At 64.6% G+C, this 22,054-nt stretch carries 27 protein-coding genes and 1 tRNA gene; 12 read left to right on the plus strand and 16 right to left on the minus strand.

All coding sequences use genetic code 11. The annotated features are described in order from the left end of the window. The first annotated feature begins 10 nt into the window (after window positions 1-10). Together CFB41_RS03645 and CFB41_RS03650 are read left to right on the plus strand one after the other, a co-directional pair. Window positions 11-1,339 carry an aminotransferase class I/II-fold pyridoxal phosphate-dependent enzyme gene (locus tag CFB41_RS03645; RefSeq protein WP_039361294.1) on the plus strand — a complete coding sequence of 443 codons (1,329 nt, stop codon included), beginning with the start codon at window positions 11-13 and terminating at the stop codon, window positions 1,337-1,339. Next, window positions 1,336-2,010: an N-acetyltransferase gene (locus tag CFB41_RS03650; protein ID WP_089455647.1), complete on the plus strand. Its 675-nt coding sequence runs from the start codon at window positions 1,336-1,338 to the stop codon at window positions 2,008-2,010. Before CFB41_RS03645 ends, CFB41_RS03650 begins: the two co-directional genes overlap by 4 nt. 144 nt (window positions 2,011-2,154) lie before the next feature. On the opposite strand, the gene cysC is transcribed toward CFB41_RS03650, so the two are convergent. The 3 genes from cysC to CFB41_RS03665 all read right to left on the minus strand — a co-directional run bounded on the left by cysC (window position 2,155) and on the right by CFB41_RS03665 (window position 4,294). After that, a complete protein-coding gene (gene cysC, locus CFB41_RS03655; protein WP_089456552.1) occupies window positions 2,155-2,751 on the minus strand; it encodes an adenylyl-sulfate kinase in 597 nt (198 codons plus the stop codon). 169 nt (window positions 2,752-2,920) lie between these two features. After that, the gene (locus CFB41_RS03660) at window positions 2,921-3,754 is read right to left on the minus strand and encodes a class II glutamine amidotransferase (protein WP_089455648.1); all 834 of its coding nucleotides are present in this window, start codon (window positions 3,752-3,754) and stop codon (window positions 2,921-2,923) included. 210 nt (window positions 3,755-3,964) lie between these two features. Then, complete coding sequence (locus CFB41_RS03665; RefSeq protein WP_011351062.1) at window positions 3,965-4,294, minus strand: carboxymuconolactone decarboxylase family protein; 330 nt, start codon at window positions 4,292-4,294, stop codon at window positions 3,965-3,967. 129 nt (window positions 4,295-4,423) lie between these two features. On the opposite strand from CFB41_RS03665, the gene CFB41_RS03670 reads away from it, so the two are divergent. The 9 genes from CFB41_RS03670 (at window position 4,424) to CFB41_RS03710 (ending at window position 12,114) form a co-directional block, all read left to right on the plus strand. Next, window positions 4,424-5,371, plus strand: a complete 948-nt coding sequence (locus CFB41_RS03670; protein WP_089455649.1) for an AraC family transcriptional regulator — start codon at window positions 4,424-4,426, stop codon at window positions 5,369-5,371. Window positions 5,372-5,474: 103 nt separating this feature from the next. Next, complete coding sequence (gene yiaA, locus CFB41_RS03675; protein ID WP_089455650.1) at window positions 5,475-5,918, plus strand: inner membrane protein YiaA; 444 nt, start codon at window positions 5,475-5,477, stop codon at window positions 5,916-5,918. A 139-nt stretch (window positions 5,919-6,057) separates the two neighbouring features. Then, complete coding sequence (locus tag CFB41_RS03680; protein ID WP_089456553.1) at window positions 6,058-7,122, plus strand: glycosyltransferase family 2 protein; 1,065 nt, start codon at window positions 6,058-6,060, stop codon at window positions 7,120-7,122. A 65-nt stretch (window positions 7,123-7,187) separates the two neighbouring features. Then, the gene (locus CFB41_RS03685) at window positions 7,188-8,201 is read left to right on the plus strand and encodes a hypothetical protein (RefSeq protein ID WP_089455651.1); all 1,014 of its coding nucleotides are present in this window, start codon (window positions 7,188-7,190) and stop codon (window positions 8,199-8,201) included. Then, entirely contained in the window at window positions 8,198-8,947 is a 750-nt protein-coding gene (locus CFB41_RS03690; RefSeq protein ID WP_089456554.1) for a hypothetical protein, read from the plus strand. Before CFB41_RS03685 ends, CFB41_RS03690 begins: the two co-directional genes overlap by 4 nt. Beyond that, the gene (locus tag CFB41_RS03695) at window positions 8,944-10,101 is read left to right on the plus strand and encodes a hypothetical protein (protein WP_089455652.1); all 1,158 of its coding nucleotides are present in this window, start codon (window positions 8,944-8,946) and stop codon (window positions 10,099-10,101) included. Before CFB41_RS03690 ends, CFB41_RS03695 begins: the two co-directional genes overlap by 4 nt. Next, a complete protein-coding gene (locus tag CFB41_RS03700) occupies window positions 10,077-10,715 on the plus strand; it encodes a phosphatase PAP2 family protein (protein WP_256940838.1) in 639 nt (212 codons plus the stop codon). The genes CFB41_RS03695 and CFB41_RS03700 overlap by 25 nt, the downstream gene beginning before the upstream one ends. Continuing rightward, complete coding sequence (locus CFB41_RS03705; RefSeq protein ID WP_089455654.1) at window positions 10,712-11,659, plus strand: fatty acid desaturase family protein; 948 nt, start codon at window positions 10,712-10,714, stop codon at window positions 11,657-11,659. The genes CFB41_RS03700 and CFB41_RS03705 overlap by 4 nt, the downstream gene beginning before the upstream one ends. Window positions 11,660-11,760: 101 nt before the next feature. Further along, window positions 11,761-12,114, plus strand: coding sequence for a hypothetical protein (locus CFB41_RS03710; RefSeq protein ID WP_089455655.1), 354 nt, complete (start codon window positions 11,761-11,763; stop codon window positions 12,112-12,114). Window positions 12,115-12,359: 245 nt separating this feature from the next. On the opposite strand, the gene CFB41_RS03715 is transcribed toward CFB41_RS03710, so the two are convergent. The 7 genes from CFB41_RS03715 to CFB41_RS03750 all read right to left on the minus strand — a co-directional run bounded on the left by CFB41_RS03715 (window position 12,360) and on the right by CFB41_RS03750 (window position 17,045). Continuing rightward, window positions 12,360-13,397 carry a relaxase/mobilization nuclease domain-containing protein gene (locus tag CFB41_RS03715; RefSeq protein WP_089455656.1) on the minus strand — a complete coding sequence of 346 codons (1,038 nt, stop codon included), beginning with the start codon at window positions 13,395-13,397 and terminating at the stop codon, window positions 12,360-12,362. Window position 13,398: 1 nt separating this feature from the next. Beyond that, window positions 13,399-13,716 carry a hypothetical protein gene (locus CFB41_RS03720; protein ID WP_226292284.1) on the minus strand — a complete coding sequence of 106 codons (318 nt, stop codon included), beginning with the start codon at window positions 13,714-13,716 and terminating at the stop codon, window positions 13,399-13,401. A 69-nt stretch (window positions 13,717-13,785) separates the two neighbouring features. Further along, window positions 13,786-14,897 (minus strand): IS3 family transposase gene (locus CFB41_RS03725; protein WP_089455657.1). Its coding sequence is split into 2 segments (ribosomal slippage): window positions 13,786-14,639 and window positions 14,639-14,897, totalling 1,113 coding nucleotides; the frame shifts between segments, so codons are not numbered across the junction. Window positions 14,898-15,457: 560 nt separating this feature from the next. Continuing rightward, window positions 15,458-15,781 (minus strand): type II toxin-antitoxin system PemK/MazF family toxin, encoded by a 324-nt coding sequence (locus CFB41_RS03735; RefSeq protein WP_011544674.1) that lies wholly within the window; start codon window positions 15,779-15,781, stop codon window positions 15,458-15,460. Beyond that, on the minus strand, window positions 15,778-15,990 hold the full coding sequence (locus CFB41_RS03740; protein ID WP_012327974.1) for an antitoxin MazE family protein: 213 nt from the start codon (window positions 15,988-15,990) through the stop codon (window positions 15,778-15,780). Before CFB41_RS03740 ends, CFB41_RS03735 begins: the two co-directional genes overlap by 4 nt. 112 nt (window positions 15,991-16,102) lie before the next feature. After that, complete coding sequence (locus CFB41_RS03745; RefSeq protein ID WP_089456555.1) at window positions 16,103-16,582, minus strand: hypothetical protein; 480 nt, start codon at window positions 16,580-16,582, stop codon at window positions 16,103-16,105. Between the two features lie 67 nt (window positions 16,583-16,649). Further along, window positions 16,650-17,045 (minus strand): hypothetical protein, encoded by a 396-nt coding sequence (locus tag CFB41_RS03750; protein ID WP_071333987.1) that lies wholly within the window; start codon window positions 17,043-17,045, stop codon window positions 16,650-16,652. Between the two features lie 134 nt (window positions 17,046-17,179). On the opposite strand from CFB41_RS03750, the gene CFB41_RS03755 reads away from it, so the two are divergent. Next, on the plus strand, window positions 17,180-17,500 hold the full coding sequence (locus tag CFB41_RS03755; RefSeq protein ID WP_071333988.1) for a helix-turn-helix domain-containing protein: 321 nt from the start codon (window positions 17,180-17,182) through the stop codon (window positions 17,498-17,500). Window positions 17,501-17,662: 162 nt separating this feature from the next. Here the strand turns inward: CFB41_RS03755 and CFB41_RS03760 are convergent. The 6 genes from CFB41_RS03760 to tolR all read right to left on the minus strand — a co-directional run bounded on the left by CFB41_RS03760 (window position 17,663) and on the right by tolR (window position 22,053). Then, window positions 17,663-17,739: transfer RNA gene (locus CFB41_RS03760), tRNA-Lys, on the minus strand. A gap of 108 nt (window positions 17,740-17,847) precedes the next feature. Next, the gene (gene ybgF / locus CFB41_RS03765) at window positions 17,848-18,597 is read right to left on the minus strand and encodes a tol-pal system protein YbgF (RefSeq protein WP_011351071.1); all 750 of its coding nucleotides are present in this window, start codon (window positions 18,595-18,597) and stop codon (window positions 17,848-17,850) included. A 19-nt stretch (window positions 18,598-18,616) separates the two neighbouring features. Next, on the minus strand, window positions 18,617-19,129 hold the full coding sequence (pal, locus tag CFB41_RS03770) for a peptidoglycan-associated lipoprotein Pal (RefSeq protein WP_089439314.1): 513 nt from the start codon (window positions 19,127-19,129) through the stop codon (window positions 18,617-18,619). Window positions 19,130-19,146: 17 nt separating this feature from the next. Further along, on the minus strand, window positions 19,147-20,442 hold the full coding sequence (gene tolB / locus CFB41_RS03775; protein ID WP_089439315.1) for a Tol-Pal system beta propeller repeat protein TolB: 1,296 nt from the start codon (window positions 20,440-20,442) through the stop codon (window positions 19,147-19,149). Window positions 20,443-20,551: 109 nt separating this feature from the next. Next, window positions 20,552-21,607 carry a cell envelope integrity protein TolA gene (gene tolA, locus CFB41_RS03780; protein ID WP_089439316.1) on the minus strand — a complete coding sequence of 352 codons (1,056 nt, stop codon included), beginning with the start codon at window positions 21,605-21,607 and terminating at the stop codon, window positions 20,552-20,554. Next, window positions 21,604-22,053 carry a protein TolR gene (tolR, locus tag CFB41_RS03785; RefSeq protein ID WP_011351075.1) on the minus strand — a complete coding sequence of 150 codons (450 nt, stop codon included), beginning with the start codon at window positions 22,051-22,053 and terminating at the stop codon, window positions 21,604-21,606. Before tolR ends, tolA begins: the two co-directional genes overlap by 4 nt. Between the last annotated feature and the right edge of the window lies 1 nt (window position 22,054).

Here is a 22,054-nt window from a genome sequence, read left to right on the forward strand (position 1 = left end):
GAAGGAAGCAATGGCACTGGGAGAGCATCTTCGCCAGCAACTGGCGGCGAAAGCGCTGAAACGGCAACTGGAGCGCGCAACGGATGCGGCCGCGGCACCGGGTGTGCCCGGCACGCTGGCCGCGCAGACCGCATCGGCGCGCAGTCGCTTCGAATCGATGCCGCAGTATCAGCAGGTCCGGATCATGCGCGAGATGGGCGAGAAGCTGCGCGTCGACTCGCCGTTTTTCCGCGTGCATGAAGGCGTGGCCGGTGCGACGACGCAGATCGGCGGCCGCGAGTACCTGAACTTCGCGAACTACAACTACCTCGGCCTGGCTGGCGATCCGGCCGTGTCGTCGCGCGCGAAAGCCGCGATCGACCGTTACGGCACGTCGGCCTCCGCGAGCCGGATGGTCGCGGGCGAGCGTCCGGTGCAGCGCGATCTCGAGCGCGCGCTGGCCGCGTTCTACGAGACCGACGACTGTGTCGCGTTCGTAAGCGGCCATGCAACGAACGTGACCGTGATCGGTGCGCTGTTCGGTCCCGGCGATCTGGTCGTCCACGATTCGCTCGCGCACAACAGCATCGTGCAGGGCGCGCAGCTGAGCGGTGCGAAGCGGCTGAGTTTCGCGCACAACGACTGGCAGGCGCTCGACGAACTGCTGTCGCGCGTACGCCGCGAATACCGGCACGTGCTGATCGCGATCGAAGGGCTGTACAGCATGGACGGCGATTTTCCCGACCTGCAGCGTTTCGTCGACGTGAAGACGCGCCACGGTGCATTCCTGCTGGTCGACGAGGCGCATTCGCTCGGCGTGCTCGGTGCGACCGGCAAGGGCATCCGCGAGCACTGCGGCGTCGCGCCCGACCAGGTCGACATGTGGATGGGCACGATGAGCAAGACGCTGGCCGGCTGCGGCGGCTTCATTGCCGGCTGCCAGCCGCTGGTCGACATGCTGCGCCATTTGGCGCCGGGTTTCCTGTACAGCGTCGGGCTCGCGCCGACGCTCGCCGAAGCGTCACTGGCCGCGCTCGAGCGCCTGCAGGCCGAGCCGGAGCGTGTCGCGCAACTGCAGGCGCGCGGGCGGCAGTTCCTGACCGAGGCGCGCGCCGCTGGACTCAATACGGGCACGAGCGCCGGGTTCGCGGTCGTGCCGGTGATCACGGGGAGCTCGCTGAAGGCCGCGCAATGGGCCAATGCGATGTTTGACGAAGGGATCAACGTGCAGCCGATCTTTTATCCGGCCGTCGAGGAAAAGGCCGCGCGCCTGCGCTTCTTCATCTGCTCGACGCACGAGCCGGAGCAGATCAGCCGGACGGTCGCCGTGTTGTCGCGTCTCGCGGGGCGCAGCGCGTGACGCTGGCCGGCGCGTTCGCGCAAGCGGTGCCGCGCGCTGGTGAGCGCGTGCGGTTTCGTGCGGCGAATGCGGGCGACGCGGCGGCATGCGCGCCGCTCGTATTTGCGTCCGGCGTGGCCGAATTCGGGTTCTTTCTCGGTGAAAGCGATGCACGTTGCATCGCGTTTCTGCAGCAGGCGTTTCGGTCGCGTTACGGGCGATTCTCGTGGCGCCGGCATCGCGTCGCAGTCGCCGACGACGGCACCGTGCTCGCCGTGATGGCGATCCATGACGGACAGCGGACGATGTTCGACGACGTGCATGTCGTGTGGGCACTGGCGCGCTTCTTCGGCGTGCGCCGCACGATCGGCCAGTTGTTGCGCGGGCTGATCCTCGAAACGGAAATTCCGGCACCGAAGCGTTCGCAGATCCTCGTCGCGCATTGCGCGACCGATGAGCGTCAGCGCGGCACGGGGATCTTCAGCGCACTGTTTCGCGATGCGCTGGACACCGGCGCATTGCCCGCCGACGGCAGCCGCGACGTCGTGCTCGACGTGCTGACCCGCAACGTGCGGGCCCGCGCGCTATATGAACGGCTCGGGTTCACCGCACTGCCGCGGCCGCGTGCACGGTCGCGTCGGCTGCCCGCCGAACTCGATTCGATCCGGATGCGGTTGTCGCGCAGCGCCTGACGGCGCGAGTGACAGCCCGCCGTGCTACTTGTGCCGCGGACTGAACGGCCGGCGGTGTGTACGTTGGCATCTTTTGCGAGCGTGGTTGCCATTCGCGCGAATAGCACACCGACGCGCGCGGGATGACGCTCGATCGCGACGGCGTCAGCCGCCCAGCGGCAGTTTCCGGATGATCGCGTCTACACATTCCGCGGGGCTCGTCTCGGCCGTCTTCACGTGAACATCAGGGGACTGCGGCGGCTCATAGACGGAATCGATGCCGGTAAATTGGCGAATCGCGCCTTGCCTTGCCAACGCGTAGAGTCCCTTCGGGTCGCGGGCTTCTGCGACTTCGAGTGAAGTATCGACAAAGACCTCGATGAACGTACCGGCCGCAAAGCGCGCCCGCGCTTTGGTGCGCGCCTCCTGGAATGGTGAGATCAGCGCAGCGATGACGACGAATCCGGCATCCACCAGCAGCTTCGCCACCTCGGCTGTACGTCGGATATTTTCATGGCGATCGGCATCGCTGAATCCGAGATCCCGGTTCAACCCCTCGCGCAGGCGGTCAGCATCCAGCAGATAGGTGCGCGATCCGCGGGCATTGAGTTGTTCCTGCAGCAGAGTTGCCAGCGTCGATTTGCCTGCGCCGGAGATACCGGTCAGCCACACCACGAAGGCTCGATCCTGTTTCACGTCAGAACTGGCGGAATGACCGTTCGTCGGCGTGGCGGGTGACAAATTCTTGAAATCCTGGGGCATTTCCAATGTGAGGTGCGGGCGACCGTGCAGTTGCATTCTTGGGTTCGGTTTACTCCTGGGGCGGATTGTAACGCGACGGAAAGTTTGTAATCCCTTCCTTTTTTAACGAATTGCTTCGTGCTCGTGTGTCTGATACCGCCGTCTCGATGCGGTCAACGGTGTCAATGCGCTACTTGTGCCGCGGCCCGAACGGCCGCTGCTGCACATCGGCCCCCTGCGCGACGATCGCCGTGCTCTCCGGTACTTCCTCCCACGCGCCCCGCAAGTCGACGAGCGGCTCGGACACGATCATGAACGCGTCGTCGCCGGCTTCGGCGATGCGCGGGTTGTGCGGATACAGTTCGTGCAGGTGTTTGAACGACGTGCTGTGGAACAGCGAGCGCGATTGCCGTTCGCTCGAATAGCGCACTGCAATGATCCGTTCGCCGTCGGTCGCGCAGATCGTCATGTTGAGCGGGTCGGCCACGCGATGCCGCGCGGCGCTCTCCTCGACCACGCCGACCATCCGCTCGAGCGCCGGCAGCGGCGCCTGCTCGAGGCCGTAGGTCAGCGCGAGGCGGAACATCAGTTCGGAGTCGGTCGAGCCTTCGAGCGTCGGGAACAGCGCGGGATCGACCTTCATCGTCAGGTCGCGGCGCAGCTTGTGGAAATCGCGGATCAGCCCGTTGTGCGCGAACAGCCAGCGGCCGTGGCGGAACGGGTGGCAGTTGGTTTCCTGCACGGGGGTGTCGGTGGCCGCACGGATGTGCGCGATGAACATCCGCGAGCGGATCGCGCGCGCGGCTTCGCGCAGGTTGCGGTCGTTCCATGCGGGATGCACGGAGCGGTAGCGGAACGGGAGTTCGTCGGGGCGCCCGTACCAACCGATGCCGAAGCCGTCGCCGTTGGTGGTCGTCGCCCCCAGCTCCGAATGCAGGCTCTGGTCGATCAGCGAATGCTTCGCGCGGAACAGGACGGTCTCGAGATGAATCGGATTACCCGTATAGGCGAGCCAGCGGCACATGGAGCGCTCCTTCACGATGGATCGTTCGCAGCATGGTAGCCGACTTCGCGGCGCATCCGTGCCCGGGCGCACGCGGCCAGTCATTCGGGCAGGTAGGCTGGCCAATCTTCATACATCGGTTGCCTGCACGGATACGCGATACGCAACCCCGCGGCCATGCAGCCAATGCGGCCGGGCGCCCCCCTGACGGCGGCGCCGCGGCCGTCAGGTTCACTCGCCGAGCGCGTCCATCACACGCGCCGAATAGACGAGCGCCGCACCCGCGTTCAACGCAATCGCGACGCCGAGCGCTTCCGCCACTTCCTCCTTGGTCGCGCCATGCTTGGCCGCTTCCGCGGTGTGCACGGCGATACAGCCGTCGCAGCGCGTCGTGACGGCGACCGCGAGCGCGATCAGTTCGCGCGTCTTCGCGTCGAGATGGCCCGTCTTGGCGCCGGCGCCTGACAGCGCCTTGTAGCCGGCCAGCGTATCGGGCGACAGCTTGGCGATCTCGCCGATGCGCGTCGAGAGTTCCTTCCGGTATTCGTTCCAGTTCAGCATGATGCGTCCTTTCGAGTAGGGGTGAGGAGGGCGGCGGGTGCCGCGATCTCGGGCGATGCAGGGCTATTCTGATCGCTCGCGCTGAGGGTTTCGATACGCTAGAGTGTCATTTTTTAGCGCGATCGTCTCATGGATGCGTTGAGTCAACTCCTGTCGCTGGGCCGCAGCCATGTCGAGCTCGACGTGCGCTGCCTGCTCGACGGGCCGTTCGCGATGCCGCACGACCCGCTGCCGTCCGGCGAGGCGGCGTTTCACCTGGTGCTGGCCGGAACCTGCCGGCTGCGTACCGCGGACGGGCGCACGCTGCAGCTCGCCGACGGCGATTTCGTGCTGCTGCCCGCGGGCGGCGCGCACGACCTGCTCGACGCCGGGGCCGGCCGGTCGCGGCCAGCTGCGGCGCTGCGCGAACAGGGCGCCGGCGGCGGCGCGGTGTTGCCGGTCAAGTCGAATCTCGATCCGGCCGAACCGGGCGGCGCGAGCGTGGACCTGTTGTGCGGGCGGTTCGTCTATGCGCGCGGCGCGGGCGAATTGCTGATGCGCACGCTGCCGCACGTGCTGCATGTCGGGTTGCGCGAGGCGTCGGGGTTCGCGCCGCTGCAACTGCTGACGAGCGTGCTGCGCACCGAGGCGTCGAACGGGCAGCCGGGCGCCGGCGCGATCGTGAATGCGCTGGGCCAGGCGCTGCTCGCGTACGCGTTGCGTGCATACGGGCGGGGGGCGCGCGTACCGTCCGGCTGGCTGGCGCTGGCGGCCGACGCACGGCTCGGCCCGTCGATCCAGGCCGTGCTGCAGGCGCCGGAAAAACCGTGGACGGTCGAGTCGCTCGGCGACGCTTCCGCGATGTCGCGCGCGACGTACGCACGGCATTTCCGCGAGCGGGCCGGGATGAGCGTCGGCGCATTCGTCGCGCAGATCCGGATGATGCACGCGTGCGCGCTGCTGCAGGATACGCAGCGCGGGCAGGCGGAAATCGGCCAGGCGGTCGGCTACCAGTCCGAGGCGGCCTTCGGCAAGGCGTTTCGCGCCGTGCTCGGCACGACGCCCGGGCGCTGGCGGCGGGCGCAGCGCGGCATGTAAGACTGCAAGCGACGCTGTCGTGGCACGCGCCAAAGCTGCTACCATGCGCGAAACGCAGTTCAACAAAAACGATTTCGAACAAAAAGAAAGAGAGGGCAAAGCAATGAACCAGACCACCATCCAGCAGCCGTCGTTCGCGTTCGTGGCCGCGTCGTGGGCCGCGCTGCTCGCCGGTTTCGCGGCATTCCTGATCGGTCTCTGGAACGCCGGCATGCAGCTCAACGAGAAGGGCTACTACTTCACCGTGCTGGTGTTCGGTCTCTATGCGGCCATCTCGCTGCAGAAGAGCGTCCGCGACCGCGCGGAAGGCATTCCCGTCACCGGCATCTACTACGGCCTCAGCTGGATCGCGCTGCTGCTGTCGATCGCGCTGCTGGTCGTCGGCCTCTTCAACGCGACGCTGCAGTTGAGCGAGAAGGGCTTCTACGCGATGTCGTTCGTGCTCGCGCTGTTCGGCTCGGTCGCCGTGCAGAAGAACACGCGTGACCTGCAGAACGCGAAGCCGCGCTATACCGACGCCGAACCGGCGCCGTCCGTCCAGGAGTGACGGCACGCGAAGCGGGCGCCGTCCAGGCCGCCCGCTTTGCGACGACGGTCGCGGGCGACCCGCATTCGCCGACGCGCCGCGGGCTCCCCGCCCATTCGTTTCATCCATGCCGGTGCGCATGACGATGGAGATATTCCGGATGCCAGACTTCACAGAAACCACGCGGCATACCCGCGCGGCTGCGCGTGGCGTGGCGGCGCGGGCAGCGTTCGTGCTGGAGACGAACAACCTGCGCGGCGGCGCGGGGCTCGTGCAGGCCGTCGACAGCCTGAAGCGCCTCGTCTCGGCGCTGTCGAAGCAGACCGTGCCGCCCGCAGCGCTCGCGCAATGGATCATCACGCACGACGGGCTGCCGGCCGATGCGTGCCACGAGATCGCCGCGCTGGCCGGCCGCCCGATCGACTTCGTCGAGATCGGCGCGAGCACCGGCTACTACGACGCGAAGAACGACGGGTTCGACCGCGTCGACGCGGCCCGTTGCGACATCGTCGTGTTCGGCGATGCCGATTGCCGGCCGGCCGACGACTGGCTCGAGCACCTGCTCGCACCGTTCGCGCGCGAAGCCGGTGACGTGCCCGCAGCCGTGGCGGGGCGCACCAGCTATGCGCCGAACGTGCTCGGCATCGCGCTGACGTCGATCGATTTCATGTATTTCCCGAGCCCGCTGCGTGACGGCGCGACGCGCAATTTCTACGCGAACAACGTCGCGTTCCGGCGCGACGTGTTCGCGCAATTCCGCTACGAGCCGCTCGACGGCGTCTATCGCGCGCATTGCCAGGTGATGGGACTGCGGATGCAGGCAGCCGGCGTGGCCGCCGAGTTCGCACCAGCCGCGTACACCGAACATCGGCTGCCGGACACGCAACGCGAATCGCTGAAGCTGCGCTGGATGCGCGGCGAGGACAGCGTCGGCCTGACACCGTACCTCGTGAAAGCGTACCTGCCGCGCGGCTGGCAGTGGCTCGGCCGCAGCGGCCCGCTCGGCCCGTTCTGCGTGATGGCGATGCGGCTCGGCTACAGCCTGCGCGCGCTGAATCATCAGCAGTTGCCGCGGCTTGGCGTCGTCCGCTATCTCGCGGCCGTCGGCGTCACGATTGCGGCGTCCGCCGTCGACACGCTCGGCGCGCTCGCACGCGGTTTCGGTCTCGCCGGGCGCGCATCGGCCCGGCGCGACCTTGAAGCGCTGTCCTATCACCGTCATTGAACCGGCGCCGCGCATCACGCGCGGCCACGACACGCCGACATCCGGCATCCATCCTGACCACGACCATGTCCACGCTCGCCACCCGTGTTGCCTGCCTCGCCCTGTTTGTCGCCAGCGCTGGCGCCCATGCCGCGCCGGTCGATCACGCGGGGCGCGGGATCTACCACTTCGCATCGCAAAGCGGCTGCCCGTTCACGAACGCGGCCGCCGCGGACTGCAATCGCGTCGCGCTCGATGCGCCGGACGTTCACGCGAGCATCGATACCGATGCGCACGCGATCGTCTTCTCGAGCGATGCGACGCGCCGCACGAAGGACGTGCTTGGCGACGTGCTGCTGCAGGGCACGGGCGTCGACGGCGAAGGCCGGCGCGTGCCGTTGAGCGTGCACGTTCTGCTGCGTCGCGACGGCGCGAAATGGGACCGCGACGTGTACGTCCATGCGCCCGTGCACGGCACGTTCACCGAGGTTCGGATCGATCCGTATCGCGTGCGTGTGAAGGAAGGCGAGGGCGAGCGTGACGTGCTCACGCCGGACGAAACGCTGGCGCTGTTCGCGCATCCGTCGCTTGCATCGCGTCTCGCGCGGCATCTCGTGAAGGTGAGCGCGACCGATCCGAAGCAACCGTTCGCGGACGACATCACGATTGGGCTCGGCGTCGGCGGCCTGACGAAGTCGGTCGCGCGCGCGAGCTTTGCATCGAACGCGCCGCACGATGCCGACGTCGATCGCGCGCTCGCCTCCGGCACGTGGACGATTCGCTTCGATGCGCTGAGCAATCACATTCCGGTGTGGGTCGCCCGGCGCGAGCTGTTCCTGTTCGGCCTGGACGGCAGTGCGCTGGTGAAGGACATGCTCACGCGCGGCTTCAGGAAGAACGACCGGATCGAATTCGGTGCACGTGACGGTAATGGCTATCTGCGCGTCAACGGTCGCGAGGAAGCATTTGCGGGTGCAGCCGCATCCGCGCACGCGTTCATGCAGGAAAGTTTCATCGGCCTGATCCTCGGATGGCGTCGCGATCCGGGCGCTGCGGCGGCTGCGACGAAATCCGCGTCTGCACGAAGCGAGCCGGCATGAGCGCGGCAGGCGAACTGCCGGCGTCGCCGCAGGCAGCGCACGATGCACGCTTCGATTGTCTCGAGGCGCCGGTGCCGCGCGGCGCGGCGTGGGTGCGCGCGTACCTCGTCGATCGCCTCAAGCGGGCGGCGATCCGGCGGTTGCATCGCAGCGTGCATGGCGAGCGCTGGGTGCTGCGCATGTACCTGATCGGCGAGGAAGCGACCGAGTGCGCATTGCACGAAGACTGGACCGGACAGCCGCCGGACTGGCTTGCACCGCGGATCGAGCAGCACCTCGCGGACGAGCGTCGTCACGCCGCGGCGTTCGCCGATGCGCTGCGCGAGCGTGGCGTCGCGCCGTCGGCTGCGCCGCATGAGCCCGACTGGTTGAGCCGGCGCAAGATCATGCGATGGCGCCGGCTTGCGCGGCGCCATGCACCGCATTTCTCGCAAGGCGTGCTCGTGCCGGCCTATGCGACGGGCCTGTGCGCGGAACAGATGGCGATGCGCGTGCTCGCGCGTCACTGCGCGACGATCGGCGATGCCCATCCGTTGTACCCGCTGCTCTCGCGCGTGCTCGCCGACGAGATGCGGCATGTCCGGCTCTGTTCGGACACGCTGCGCCGTCTGGTTGCACCGTCCGAGGCGGCGCATCTCGCCGCGTTGCTGAACGAGATCCGCGCGATCGAGGCCGGTTTCGGCGTGACGGGTGCGCTGGCGATGGTCGCGGCCGGCTGGTTCCAGTCGCTTCGTCCGCGTGCATGATGCCGCGCATCGTCTATCTCGCGACGGCCGACGCACGCGGCCACCTGATGCGCGCGCAACTGCTCGTGCATGCGTTGCGTGCGGCCGGCGCGCAGGTCGACGTGCTGACGACGTCCGATGCGGGGCAGGCGTTCCTGGCTGCGTTCGACATCGACGCGGCCGTGCTGTCCCGTCACTACGCGGTGCAGTTCGACGAACGGCAGAACATGCTGCGCGACGCAACCGATCGCAATGTCGCGCACTACGTGTTCAGGCCGACGCGCATGCTGCGAGACATCGTGCGGCTGCGTGCGATCGTCCGCGATGCCGATCTCGTGATCAACGACTCGTTTCATCCGGCGCTGCTGTTCATGGGCGCGATGCCGGGCTGGCGGCGCCGCATCGTCCACGTGTATGGCGGCAGCCTGCGCCGCGCGTTGACCGCGAATTTCGATGCGCGGCTGCCGCGCGCACTGGCGCGTGCATTTGCACGGATCGTCGACTGGCAGATCGATTCGGCGCGGTGCTGCATCGAACACGACTTTGCGTTCGATGCCGCCGATGACGTCCGGCGATCGTGCGCGTATTACCGTCTGCCGACGCCGGTGCCGATCGTCGCCGAGCGGCCGGCTTCGGAACCGGCTGCAGCCGCCATTTATCTGAACCCGCACTTTCGCGATATCGCGCTCGCCGATGCATTGTCGGCCGGCCTGCGCGACGCGGGGCTCGCCACCCATCGCGTGGGCGAGGGCTATGCCGGGCACGACGGCTGGACCGGCGTCGACGCCGACTGGGTGACGCGCGCCGCCCATGCGCCGCTGATCGTGTCGGCGCCCGGCATGGCCGCGCTGTCGATCGCACGCGTGTATCGCCGCCCGATCCTGCTCGTGCAGTCCGACCAGCCCGAGCAGGCGAGCAACGCCGCGCGCGCCGCGCAACTGCAACTCGTGCATCGCGTCGTCACGTGGCGCGGCGACGCGGCCGCGTTCCGGCGGGAAGTCGGGCAGGCTGCAGCCGAGCTGATGCGCCACCCCGGTACGCGGGCAGGAACGATCTCCGGCCGCGAGCATGCACGTGCGCGTGTCGACGCATGGACGTCGCGCCTCCTCGCGTTGCTGCCGCATGCGAAGGTGGCCGATGTGGAGACGCGATGCGAGGCGCCCGCACCACGATGAATTCGCTGTCGTTTCGTGACGATCGCCGTCCCGATATCCGGCAGATGCTGGCCGCGACATTCGGCATGGTAGCCGGCCTCGCGATCTTCTTTCTGCTGGAGCGCAGCGTCACGCCGCGCTTCGTGTTTGCCACGTCGATCGATGTGCGGATTCCGTTCATCGCATGGTCGTGGTTCGTCTATGTCGGCTTCTTTCCGTTCGTGATCGCGCTTGCTGCGTATGCGCGGCCGCCTGCGTTCGCCGCGTTCAAGGAGGCCGTGCTGATCGCGTTCGTGCTCGGTGTCGTGTGTTTCCTGCTGTTTCCCGAAGCTGTGCCGCGGCCCGACGTCGCGGAGATCGGCAATACGTTCGTGCGTCACCGTCTCGCACGCATGTGGCAGCTCGATCTCGCGGCCAATGGTTTTCCGAGCCTGCACGTCGCGGTGACGTGCGTTGCCTGCCGGATGCTGACGGACCGGCGACGGCTCGTGACCGTGGCGATCGGCCTGCTGATCTGCGCGTCGACGCTGACGCTCAAGCAGCATACGGTCGTCGATGTGCTGGGCGGCGTGGCGCTCGCGATGGTCAGTGCGCTGTGGGTCGAGCGGCGTTCGCTGCGCGGGAGGCTCGCGTGACGGACGTCCCTGTTCATCATGCCGGGCCGAATGCCGAGCTTGCGCGGTTCGTGCCCGATCCCGCGCTGTTTCGCGTGAGCCCGTTGCGTGTGGGTGCGGCGTTGGCAGGCGACTGGCTGATGATTGCCGTCGCATTCGCGGTGGCGATCGCGTTTGCGCATCCGCTCGTGTACGCGTTGGCCGCGATCGTGATCGCGCGCAGCCAGCTTGCGCTCGCGGTCATGATGCACGAAGGCGCACACGGTTTGCTGGCGCGGAACCGGCGCGTCAACGACGCGCTGGGCCAGCTGTTCGCGGCCGGCCCGCTGTGGCTGTCGCTGCGCACGTATCGTGCCGGCCATCTGAAGCACCATCGCGCACCGATGGAGGCGGACGATCCCGTCGCGCTACTGTTCGGCGTGCACGACTATCCGGTGACGCGCGGTCGGCTGATCGGCCGCCTGCTCGCGTACGCATGCGGGATCGGCTACGTGACGAGTGTCGTGAAGCTCGCCCGCGGGGAGTTTGCGCATGCGTTGCCGAAGGTCGGGAAGTCGCGCGCGTATGTCGCGTGGGAAGTCGCGTCGATGCTGGCCGGCAACGGTGTGCTGTTCGGCGCGCTCGCAAGGGCTGGACATCCGCTGCTGTACGTCACGTTGTGGATCGTGCCGTCCGTCACGCTGCTGCCGCTCGCCGGGCAGGTGCGCGCGATCTTCGAGCACGCGGGGCTGCCGGCCGGTGCCGACCAGAGCCGCAACGCGCGCACGATCGTCCGGCGTTCGTGGCAGACGTTCCTGTTCGGCCCGCACGCGATTCATTTTCATATCGAACATCACCTGTTCGCGCGGATGCCGTTCCATCACCTGCCGGTCGTGCACCGGCAGCTTGCCGAGCGGCGGTTGCTGCCCGAGGGCAATCTGTATGCGGGATATGGCGCGGTGCTGCGGGACGTGAGCGTGCGCTGACGCTCCGTTCGACGCTGTATGCCTCTCTTCCAGGAGCCAAGGAGTGACAGTCTATTTCAAGTTGCGCGTGCTGCATCGGGCCGTGTTTTCCGCGGATTGCGATGCTGGCGGCTGACGCGTGCGCGCAGAATGTGCTCGTTCCGACCGTGTCCGCGGCGACCGATGCGCTGGCTGTCATCGTTGTCCGTAACGGGCCATTCGGTATCGCAGTCATACCGGACGGCAAGCGTGTGTACGTCACCCGCCACAGCGACACATCCGTCGCGGTGATTGCCGGGCAACTCGGTTCACGCAGCGACCGGTCGGGGGGGGCACGTGCGCTGAATCGTCCAGCGGGGACCGCCGGCGCGCCGAGCGGTGATCTGCTCGTCGAAGTCGGCGTTCGGTTGCGTGCGTCGAACGCGGTCGTGGTGCAGGAGCTGGTTGCGGCGGCGACGTCGGTGTCAACAAACTGACCGATCGCTATGGATAGCTGCTTCGCGCTTCACCAGTGGCCTCCCTCTCTGATGCCGTGCGTGTCACCGGCTTGTTCGCAATAGGGCAGCGCATGTTGTGAGGCTAGCCGGAGTTCCAATTTTCGGGGGGGCGTCCAAGTATCGGTCGCGTATCACCGGGAATTACGTTGGATTCCAGGAGCGGGACGGGCGGCATACGGCGGGCGCACGATACGGCATCCGGATTATGCACGTATGGCGGTCAGTCACCAGTGCTCAACATCTAACGATGGCGGGAGACTTCTGTCCGTTTGCAGATTCGGTACAGCAGGCGAGCGTTCTCGCTCGGTCGACCCGGTGGGCCACGGTAGCGAGCCGGGGACTTGCAGCATGTTCGTTGGCCCCAACGAACAAATGGGCATTTGCCGTACAAACTCTACGATGCCTATCGCCATTGCCCGATCTTCTGGGACATTGGAGTTAGCCAACGTGCGTGCAATTTGATGCCAAGCGCTCAAAGTCTCGATGTGTGCCTCCCACAAGGTATGGCGTGCCAGCTCGTCGGTTACGGGCGAGTGGACCGGAATTTCGTGTGGCACCCTCCAAATAGCTGCCTGCTTTGGAAGACGCCGAGTTTGGCCGCGCACCATTCTGGGAGTCGCATTCGCGTCGACGCCGTGTGCGCGGAGTTGTTGGGCGAAGGCTTCTCGCCATTGATGCAAATCTCGTTTGCGTGGATTGAGCCGCCGGCCGTCGGGACCGCGCGTATGAACGCTCATATGTACGTGGGGATGTGCCTCGTCATCGTGTTTCGCGAAGACATACGGTCGTCCGTCGCCAAATGCATCGTGTGCAAATGCCCTTGCTGCGTCCCATACAGCCTGGCGGTCGGTACCTGGAGGCATCGACAGCAACACGTTGAGCGTCTCTCGGCGTTTGCTTTCTTGCGGGATGCCCCATCCGCCTACATGCCATTGTTCGAGCAGAGCATCCAATGCTTGCTTTCCGACAATCCGGCATTCGTCCTGGTCTTCCAGTTCGACACAACCGTCGCGCGAAATGTACCGCAAGTGACGACGAACTACGCCCATTCCCTGCGGACCGGATGCCTTGTTGCTGATCTTGACCATCACTTCGGGGGCACCTCGAAGTGTCATCATCAGCTTCTCGCGCAGATGCACTGCATCTCGGTGGAACGCCCATTCCGAAAGACGCGGTGGCCGAACATGCCGCAGGGGATCGTGAAACAGGCGATCTCCCCAGTTGAGCAAAAGTTCGTCGACGTAGACTCTCGGAAAAGACATATCACCGGCTCCAGCGATCGAGGTTTCTGCGCAGCAGCTTCGCCACGGTACGTAGATGGGCGTCGATCGTTGCACGGATTTGCTCTCCATCGAGCCCGTCTATACACCCGGTGGCGTTGACGTGTCTTGCAAGCTCGCCCAGCTGCCTCCGAATTACCGCGAGCTGTTGGTTTGATTCGGCGAGAAGCGTCAATTCTCGGTTACCCAGCTGCGGTTCGTCCGTCAGGTATGCGCGGATCAGTGCCACAATCCATCGATTTGCCGTGAAGCCGTCAAGATAGGCCGCACTTCTTACGCGTGCGAGCTCGGCGTGGGTCAACGCGATCCCAATTTGTTTGCATGGGCCTTGTCGTGGCGGTAGTGACCTGCCTGAGTTCTTCGGACCGTTTTAATCTTGGAGAACGGCCTCGATTGCTTCAGTTGAACAATACCGCTGCTTGAACTCGTTGGGCGTCAGGTAATCCAGGCTCGAATGTGGCCGGATCGTATTGTAGTGACGCCGCCACTGCTCGATCACGACCTTCGCCTCTGGCCGGGTCCTGAACCATTCCAGGCTCAGGCATTCGTCTCGGAACTTGCCGTTGAAGCTCTCGTCCGCGCCGTTCTGCCAGGGCTTGCCGGGATCGCTCAACGCCATGTCCATGCCGTTGTCTGCTGCCCACTTCAGAATCGCCCGTGACACGAATTCCGGCCCGTTGTCCGAGCGTAGGTAACGCGGTGCACCGTGCAGGCTGACCAGTTGCGACAGCACCTCAACGACTCGTCCAGACCGGATCGATCCTGCAACGTCGATGGCCAGGCACTCGCGCGTGTATTCGTCGATCACCGTCAGGCACTTCAACTGCTGGCCATTGGCGCACGCATCGAACACGAAGTCGTAGGCCCAGACGTGCCGTGCTGCTGTTGCCGGTTGCGGCCGGGGACGATGCACCGACACGCGCCGGCGCGGACGCTTGCGCGGCACCTGCAAGCCCGCCAGTCGCCACAACCGCCATGCCCGGTCTGAGCTCATCGAATGGCCCTGCCGCTCCAGAAAAATCTGGATGCGGCGGTAGCCATAACGGGGATACTGCGCCGACAGGATGCTCATCGCCGCAAGCACCGGAGCGTCCCGCAATGCAAGCTTCGATTCATAGTGCAGCGCCGATCTCGCCACCGACATCAGCGCGCACGCACGTCGCACCGACAGGCCCCGCGCTTGCGCGTAGGCAACCTGCTTGCGCCGCGCGGGCGCGCTCACCATTTTTTTGCGTTGATCTCCTTCATGACGTCCAGTTCGAGATCACGCTCGGCCAGCATCTTCTTGAGCCGTGCATTCTCCTGCTCGAGTTGCTTCAGCCGTTTTACGTCGGACGCTTCCAGTCCACCGAAATGCTGCCGCCAGTTGTAGATCGTCTGTTCGCTGATTCCGTGCTTCTTCGCCACCTCCGCGACCGGAATCTTGTCCGCCTCGCGCAGGATCGTGACCATCTGCTCTTCCGTGAACCGGCTCTTCTTCATGACTTCCTTCTCTCCGTTGGAAGCCATTCTCTCAAGTTTCAGCCGGTCCGAAAATTCCAGGGCAGGTCAGTAGGGGCTGATGTGGCTGCGGTTGATTTGTAGCGTTTGCAATGACCTTCGCAACGAACTGCCGCAAACCCTCGCTGGGTGTCAGGCCACGCTGTGCACAATATGCGTCCCACTCCTGCTTTAGCGGGCCGAGTTCAACGCTCAGTCTGGCTCGGGCTTGCTTGCTCATGTTTGGCGCATGTTGAAAGCGGTGTGGTACGCGGATAGCGACGACGGTAACGACGCATTGCAAGCACGTCGCTTACCCGACCTTGCAAGGCACGCAGATGGAGCGCTGCATTGGTTCGAATCTACGGAGGGAGTACCAGCGTGGCAACTGGGTAGGTTTGGCGTTGACAGGCGTACACACGGTGACCATAGTGCGCAGTTGCCCTGGCAAACAAAAAAGGTCGCGATCAAGGGCGGTAAGCGCCGACTTTCACTGATGCAGTGGTCTGAGCGGGGCCTTGGGTCTTGTATTGAACTCCACCCCGCTGTTTTTTTCGGCTCGGTTACGCTAGTCCTAGAAAAACGAGTAGCGAACGATTGACGGCCACCATCAGTTCGTCTTCGAGGTGGCCGATGGGCCGACCGATTTTCTCGCGGCGCACAGTGAACATTTTGTCTACGGCAATCTGGGACGGCATGCGCAAGCCGTTCTGCTCGGATGGGACAACAGTAATGCGTATCAAGGGCGCATCGACCATTGAGCTCGACATTAGCAGCAACGTTACACTGGGGTGTTCGGCAAACAGGTCCGACTGCACCACGAGCGCCGGCCGAGCCTTGCCGAAATCACCTTGGAGCGCGACTGTGACAATGCTCCCTCGATTCATTGTGAGTGTCCGAGGTCCGTAGCCTGTTCAATGAAATCGAGCAGATCGTTCTCGTCGATGCTCTGATGGACCATGCGCGATTGTCGAGCGCATTCATCGGCGAAACCCGGCTGGCGGACGTCCGGTACCCATATCTGAATTGGACGTAGCCCGGCCGCACGAAGATTCTCGCGGTGAATTCGAACCCGCTCGGAAGTGGTAGCTGCCATTGTGACCTCCTGTTACATGTAACGAAGGATACGGCGTTACATGTAACAGTTCAATGAGAGATTGCCTTTTTGACCAGTCCGTTGAAAGGGGGGGCGATACCTGGAGACTGAGTTAGGGGGCGAACCTATCCGTCGAAAATCGATCGTTTTGTGTTTCGATCGCGACACGCACGAGCGGACTACCGTTGACAGGGGAGCTTGGGGGTTCGATACGCAGCAGAAAGTCAAAGTACTGTTCCGTGAGCTTCCCGAGCTGTTCCTGTGCGGCGCCGAGCCTGAGCAGACACTGTGCGTCCCAGTTCATACCGACAACGAGCTCGCTCGTCACACCATTCCACTCGCTGATGAGAATCGCGGCGACGCGGGCGTTTTCCTCCGCGAACCGCTCCACACGCTGCTCGATATAGCGCACGTCGTCACGTACTAGCGTGCCGGAGATGCGCAATGCGACAGTGTGGGCAATCTTGTCGTGCTTCGCATACACCGTGGCGATACCCCCTAGATGGCGGGAGACTCGATCGAGTTGCTCGTCTTCCAAATCGTCCTGCACGGCCAGAGCTCCGGTCAGGACATAAGGCGCTACCTCTTTCATGCTGAACCTCCGTTGGTTTGACTCCATAGCGTTGCAGTTGGCGCTCGAATGTTGGTGAGCCCGTACGCTAGCTCGCAGTAGGCCGAAACTTTTCGAGAATCCGTGTCTGACGCTGTAGAAGCGCTTCCAGTCGAGTCTGCTCATCGATGAGCTTCTTAAGCAGTTCAGCGTGCAAAGCGAATCCAACAGGCACGAACGACACCTCGCCATAGCGCACTCGCCTGAAGATTGCGCCGGTCTGCGCCCATTTCTGGGAGAATTGTTCCAATGCGCCGTCGACCGATTTCGTTTCGTCGTCTGTCAGTGCGCCACGAATGCGAATTACGAGGGATCGTGTGACGGCATCGGTCGCGAAGTAGATGTCTGCGGGCTCGGCAATGGTCCGAGTGAATTGCTGCGCATGGTAGTGCCGAAAATTGTCGCGTACAGACAGCGAGCCGCACATTTCATAGGTGAGGGACATGCAATCTCCGCATCGAGGAATCCCGGCCAGCGTCGGCCCGCGCAAACGTCCCGCTACGGGGGACTAGCAATCGGATACTTCTGGATTTCAGTTTAGAGCCGTTTGATATATTGTCAAGGAGAAAAAAATATCAAATGAATGACTTTGAAGTGCGGCTAAAAAGGGAGCGATTGCGTTTGGGGTTGAATCAGACTGAACTGGCGGTGCTGGGAGGGGTCCAGAAACACGCACAATTTCAGTACGAAAAGGGCATGAGGCGCCCGAACTCCGACTACTTGAGCGCGATTGCACTTGCTGGCGTCGATGTCTGGTACGTGCTTACGGGCGAAGAAAGCGCCCGGCTTGAAAACCCAGACGAGCGGCGGATCGTCTCTGGATTTCGAGCGCTCGACGCGCGCAAACGCGAGGTGATTTTGGCACTGATAGAGGCAATTGCTGAACAGTCGTCGCAATAGTTGCTCAGCCCGCTTTGGGGGCGCATGTGCGGGATGCGATAAAGGCGGGGGATCGCGATGGGCGTTTGGCCGTGAAGTGAAAATGAGCGGCATAGGCCGCTCGGCGACAGGCGCAAAAAAGCCTCCACTTGGGAGGCTTTAATTTGCACTATCAAAGATAGTTGGTAGGGTGGGAGGGACTCGAACCCTCGACTCTCTGATTAAAAGTCAGATACTCTAACCAACTGAGTTACCACCCCACGTTCTTGAAACCTGTTCGTTCGTTGCTTCAACAACTTGGGCAACGACCTGAAGAGCAAAAAATTATAGCGATGGGTTGTCAGGCTGTCAACAACCCGCCGCGATAATTATTTGATCGTCTCGAGCTTGCCCTGAGCGGTCTGCGCTGCGTTCGATCCGGCGTACTGCGACACGACCTGCTCGAACGTCTTCTTCGCGGCCGCCTTCTGGCCTTGCTCGAGCTGGTTCGTGCCGATTGCCACGAGGGCGTCGGCTGCGCGCGGATGCTGCGGGAACTTGCTGACGATCCCTTGCCACGTTGCAGTCGAACCGCGGTAGTCGCGCAGCGCGTATTGCGCATTGCCGTACCAGTACTGCGCGGTCGGCTGGTAGGGGCTCTGCGGATACTTCGCGATGAACGCGCGGAACGAAGCCGCGGCCGCCTTGAAGTTGCCGTTGCGGAACTGCTGCTGCGCCGCACTGAGCGCATCCGTTTCACCCGGCTGCACGGTGCCTTCGACACCATCGATCGTCGCCTGCTGCGGCTCGAACTTCTTGAGCCGCGTGTCGAGATCCTGGTAGTACTCCTTCTGCTGCCGCTCGAGCGTCGTCAGCCGGTTCGTCAGGTCCTCGTTCTCGCCGCGCAGCGTCGCGACCTGCTGGTTCAGCTGGTCGAGGCGGCCGGATTGATCGAGGATCGTACGCTGGGCGGCGGACAACTGGCTCGCCAGGTTGTCGGTTTTGCTGCGCAGATCGAGCACGGCGCGGCGCGCTTCGTTGTCGTCGAACACGCCGGCGTGCGCCGGCGCGGCCGACCACGCCGCGCCCGCGACGCAGAATGCTGCGGCAACGCGCAGCAGGGATACACGGTGCGTCATACGGCGATTCTTCCGTTACTTACTGTTGGTAGACGAGGTCGGCGCGACGGTTCTGCGCCCACGATGCTTCGTCGTGACCCGTTGCCTGCGGCTTTTCCTTGCCGAGGCTCACGGCTTCCATTTGCGAATCGTTCACGCCGAGCAGTGCCATCGCGCGACGGACGGCTTCCGCACGCTTCTGGCCCAGCGCGAGGTTGTACTCGCTCGTGCCGCGTTCGTCGGTGTTGCCCTGGATCAGCACGTGGCGCTGCGGATGGCTCTTCAGGTACTGAGCGTGCTGCTGCATCAGCGGCTGATACTCGTCCTTCACCGAATAGCTGTCGAAGTCGAAGTAGATGCTGCGCTTCGCGAGCGGGCTGTTCGGGTCGTTCAGCGGATCGACGTTCACTTGCGCGACGTTGTCGGCGCTCGGCTGCGTGCTGACCGCACCGCCGGCATTCGCCTTGTCGTCGAGCTTCACGCCCGACTTGCACGCTGCGAGCGCGCTGATCATCATCACGGCCAGGGCCAGACGAGCTTTATTCGACATCATGTTTACTCTCCTTGTGGTCATTGCATGAAGGGCCCCCACGACGGCTCACGTACGGAGCCGCCCTGGACGGACAGGATTTGCGGCGGCGCGCTGCCGTCCGAGGGCACTGCTGCCAGAACATTGCGACCACCCGACTGGGTAGCGTACAGAAGGTACTGGCCGTTTGCCGCGAAGCTCGGCGATTCGTCGCGATTCGTATTCGTGATGGCGTTCGCCGCGCCGGACTGCAGATCCTGAACGTACAGCTTGAAGCCCCCGCCGGTGCGGGAGATGTAAGCGAGCAGCTTGCCGTCCGGGCTGATACGCGGACTCGTGTTGTAGCTGCCGGTGAAAGTCACGCGCTGCGCGGCCCCGGCGCTTTCGCCCTGTGCCGGCATCCGGTAGATCTGCGGCGCGCCGCCGCGATCGCTCGTGAAGTAGATCCAGCGGCCGTCCGGCGAGTAGAACGGCTCGGTGTCGATCGAGCTGCTCTGCGTGAGGCGGCGCAGGCCGCCGCCCGTGGAGTTGACCGTATAGATTTGCGTGTTGCCCGTCAGCGACAGCGCGACGGCCAGCGTGTTGCTGTCCGGCGACCAGGCCGGTGCGCTGTTGTTGCCCTTCTGGTCGGAGACGATGTAGCGATGGCCGGTCGGCAGGTCGTGGATGTAGACGATCGGCTTCTTGCGCTCGAACGAGACATACGCGACCTTCGTGCCGCTCGGCGACCAGGACGGCGAGATGATCGGTTCGGTGCTCGACAGCGCGATGCGCGCGTTCTGGCCGTCCGAATCCGAGATCTGCAACTGGTAGCGGTTACCGGTCTTGATCACGTACGACAGGCGCGTGGCGAACACGCCGCGCACGCCGAGCAGCTTCTGGTAGATGTAGTCGGCGATCTTGTGGCCGGCCGTGCGCAGCGTGGTGTCGGTGGCCGTCAGGGACAGGCCGCCGAGGCTTTGCTGCTTCACGGTGTCGTACAGGATGAAGTTGACCTTGTACTGGCCGTTCGCCTCGCGGTTCACGCTGCCGGCGACGAACGCATTCGCGCCCTTGGCCTTCCATGCGCCGAGATCGACCGACGCGCTCTCCGGCACGGGCGTGCTGCCGGCGTCGATGTTGGTGAATTTGCCGCTGCGGGCGAGGTCGGCGCGGACGATCGACGTGACCTGCTGCGGCAGGTTCGCCTCATTCGCGAAATTCGCCGTGGCGATGGGGAACTGGGTCGACCCGACACCGGTGATCAGCACGTTGACCTGGGCGTTAGCGGCGCTGCCCGCCGTAATCAGACACGAGGCCACGAGTGCCCTGAAACCTAGCTTTGTCATCAAACTCATGCTTCTTGCTTCCCGTATGGCTTGGATCGCTGCGCAACGGCAGAGACAGTAAAAATACCCGATTCGTTCCCGTCCGACAGCGACGCCCGGAGTGTAAGCGCATTTCTTTTCACTCCGCCGCCTTGAAGGTAATCGTAATGTCCGACGGGGTACGACCGTTAGAATCGGGCGGCAACGGGACCGAAGCGTGGATTGCACTCACCACGGCTTGATCCCACCCCGAATTCCCGCTGGAGCGGGAAACCGATGCGCTCAATACGTCACCGGACGGCGTGCACCGAATCTTGACGACGGTGGTCAGGCCTGCTCGCTCACCGCCCCAAACGATGTTCGGTTTGACGCGGCGGCGCACCTTGTCGGCATAGCCGGGCGTCGCGGCATTGCCGCCTGAGCCCGTGCCCGTGCCGCTTTTCGCGAGGCCTTCGCCGCCGCCTTCACCGGCGCCGGACAGGCCCTGCATCTGTGCCAGGCGTGCGCTGCGCTCGCGGTCGAGCTTCGCGTTCGCTGCCGCTTCGGCCTTCGCGCGCGCCGTGGCTTCGGCCTTCGCCTTGGCCTGGGCTTCCGCCTTTGCCTTCGCGGCCGCGTCGGCCTTCGCCTTCGCCGCCTGCTGCGCTTCGAGCTGCGCCTGCTTCTGTTGCTGGAGTTTCTGCTGTTCGAGCTTCTGCTGCTCGGCGAGCTGCTGTTGCTTGAGCTTGTCGGCCTGCTTCTGCTTGTCGCGTTCCGCGGCCTTCTGCGCGGCGAGTGCGGCCGCCTGCTGCGCCGCGAGCTGCGCGCGCCGGGCTTCCTCTTCCCGCTGGGCCTTCAGTTGCTGCGCGCGGCGCTGCTGCTCGAGCAATGCTTCACGCGCGGCCGCTTCCTGCTGCCGCTTCTTCTGCTGCAGCGCGATGTCGGCCTGTTCGTCGCGCACCGGGGGAGGGGGCGGCGCGACCTTCACGGGCGGTGCGGGTGTGACAACGGGCCGCGGCGCCGGGACATCGGGCACCTCGGTCCACAGCTCGGCTTCGGCGCCGGCCGGCGTGCTGTTCTGCCACTGCACGCCGTGATACAGAAACAGCGCGAGCAGTACGTGCATCAGCGCGGCGAGCGCGAATGCGCGCCAGGTGCCGCGCTCGCGGGGAGGCTGAGGCGGGTAGGCGGAGCTGCGCGTGGATTGCTGCCGGTTCATTGCGATTTGACGAGGAGGCCGACGCGCTTGACGCCGCGCGCCTTCAGATCGGACATCACGGTCATGACGGCATCGTACTGCACCGTCTTGTCGGCCGCGATCACGACCGGCTGGTCGGGATGGTCAGCCTGCCGGGCCACGATGAAGCTGTCGAGCTCGGCCTTCGTCATCGTGTCTTCCTGGGTCGCGCCCGAGTCACCCTTGTACTTGACGCTCATCGTGCGATCGGCCTTGATGTTGACGACGACGGGCGGCGTCTGCTCCTGCGGCGCGGCGTTGCCGACGGTCGGCAGGTTGATGATCGACGGGGCGACGAGCGGTGCGGTGACCATGAAGATCACGAGCAGCACCAGCATCACGTCGATGTACGGCACGACGTTGATGTCGGCCATTGCGCGGCGCGAGCGGCCGCCGCGCATGCTGGATCGGATGGGACTTCCTGCCATG

This window comes from Burkholderia sp. AU33803, from assembly GCF_002223095.1.
In the GTDB taxonomy this organism is placed as follows: domain Bacteria; phylum Pseudomonadota; class Gammaproteobacteria; order Burkholderiales; family Burkholderiaceae; genus Burkholderia.

Bases quoted from the DNA above. Each gene is read 5' to 3' on its own strand.
- CFB41_RS03735 (WP_011544674.1), bottom strand. From the start codon at position 15,781: ATGAATCGAGGGAGCATTGTCACAGTCGCGCTCCAAGGTGATTTCGGC.
- CFB41_RS03660 (WP_089455648.1), bottom strand. From the start codon at position 3,754: ATGTGCCGCTGGCTCGCCTATACGGGTAATCCGATTCATCTCGAGACC.
- tolA (WP_089439316.1), bottom strand. From the start codon at position 21,607: ATGAACCGGCAGCAATCCACGCGCAGCTCCGCCTACCCGCCTCAGCCT.
- CFB41_RS03755 (WP_071333988.1), top strand. From the start codon at position 17,180: ATGAATGACTTTGAAGTGCGGCTAAAAAGGGAGCGATTGCGTTTGGGG.
- CFB41_RS03700 (WP_256940838.1), top strand. From the start codon at position 10,077: ATGCGAGGCGCCCGCACCACGATGAATTCGCTGTCGTTTCGTGACGAT.
- CFB41_RS03745 (WP_089456555.1), bottom strand. From the start codon at position 16,582: ATGAAAGAGGTAGCGCCTTATGTCCTGACCGGAGCTCTGGCCGTGCAG.
- CFB41_RS03740 (WP_012327974.1), bottom strand. From the start codon at position 15,990: ATGGCAGCTACCACTTCCGAGCGGGTTCGAATTCACCGCGAGAATCTT.
- CFB41_RS03680 (WP_089456553.1), top strand. From the start codon at position 6,058: ATGCCAGACTTCACAGAAACCACGCGGCATACCCGCGCGGCTGCGCGT.
- tolB (WP_089439315.1), bottom strand. From the start codon at position 20,442: ATGAGTTTGATGACAAAGCTAGGTTTCAGGGCACTCGTGGCCTCGTGT.
- cysC (WP_089456552.1), bottom strand. From the start codon at position 2,751: ATGCCCCAGGATTTCAAGAATTTGTCACCCGCCACGCCGACGAACGGT.
- tolR (WP_011351075.1), bottom strand. From the start codon at position 22,053: ATGGCAGGAAGTCCCATCCGATCCAGCATGCGCGGCGGCCGCTCGCGC.
- yiaA (WP_089455650.1), top strand. From the start codon at position 5,475: ATGAACCAGACCACCATCCAGCAGCCGTCGTTCGCGTTCGTGGCCGCG.
- CFB41_RS03670 (WP_089455649.1), top strand. From the start codon at position 4,424: ATGGATGCGTTGAGTCAACTCCTGTCGCTGGGCCGCAGCCATGTCGAG.
- pal (WP_089439314.1), bottom strand. From the start codon at position 19,129: ATGATGTCGAATAAAGCTCGTCTGGCCCTGGCCGTGATGATGATCAGC.
- CFB41_RS03645 (WP_039361294.1), top strand. From the start codon at position 11: ATGGCACTGGGAGAGCATCTTCGCCAGCAACTGGCGGCGAAAGCGCTG.
- CFB41_RS03665 (WP_011351062.1), bottom strand. From the start codon at position 4,294: ATGCTGAACTGGAACGAATACCGGAAGGAACTCTCGACGCGCATCGGC.
- CFB41_RS03710 (WP_089455655.1), top strand. From the start codon at position 11,761: ATGCTGGCGGCTGACGCGTGCGCGCAGAATGTGCTCGTTCCGACCGTG.
- CFB41_RS03695 (WP_089455652.1), top strand. From the start codon at position 8,944: ATGATGCCGCGCATCGTCTATCTCGCGACGGCCGACGCACGCGGCCAC.
- CFB41_RS03750 (WP_071333987.1), bottom strand. From the start codon at position 17,045: ATGTCCCTCACCTATGAAATGTGCGGCTCGCTGTCTGTACGCGACAAT.
- ybgF (WP_011351071.1), bottom strand. From the start codon at position 18,597: ATGACGCACCGTGTATCCCTGCTGCGCGTTGCCGCAGCATTCTGCGTC.
- CFB41_RS03715 (WP_089455656.1), bottom strand. From the start codon at position 13,397: ATGTCTTTTCCGAGAGTCTACGTCGACGAACTTTTGCTCAACTGGGGA.
- CFB41_RS03685 (WP_089455651.1), top strand. From the start codon at position 7,188: ATGTCCACGCTCGCCACCCGTGTTGCCTGCCTCGCCCTGTTTGTCGCC.
- CFB41_RS03690 (WP_089456554.1), top strand. From the start codon at position 8,198: ATGAGCGCGGCAGGCGAACTGCCGGCGTCGCCGCAGGCAGCGCACGAT.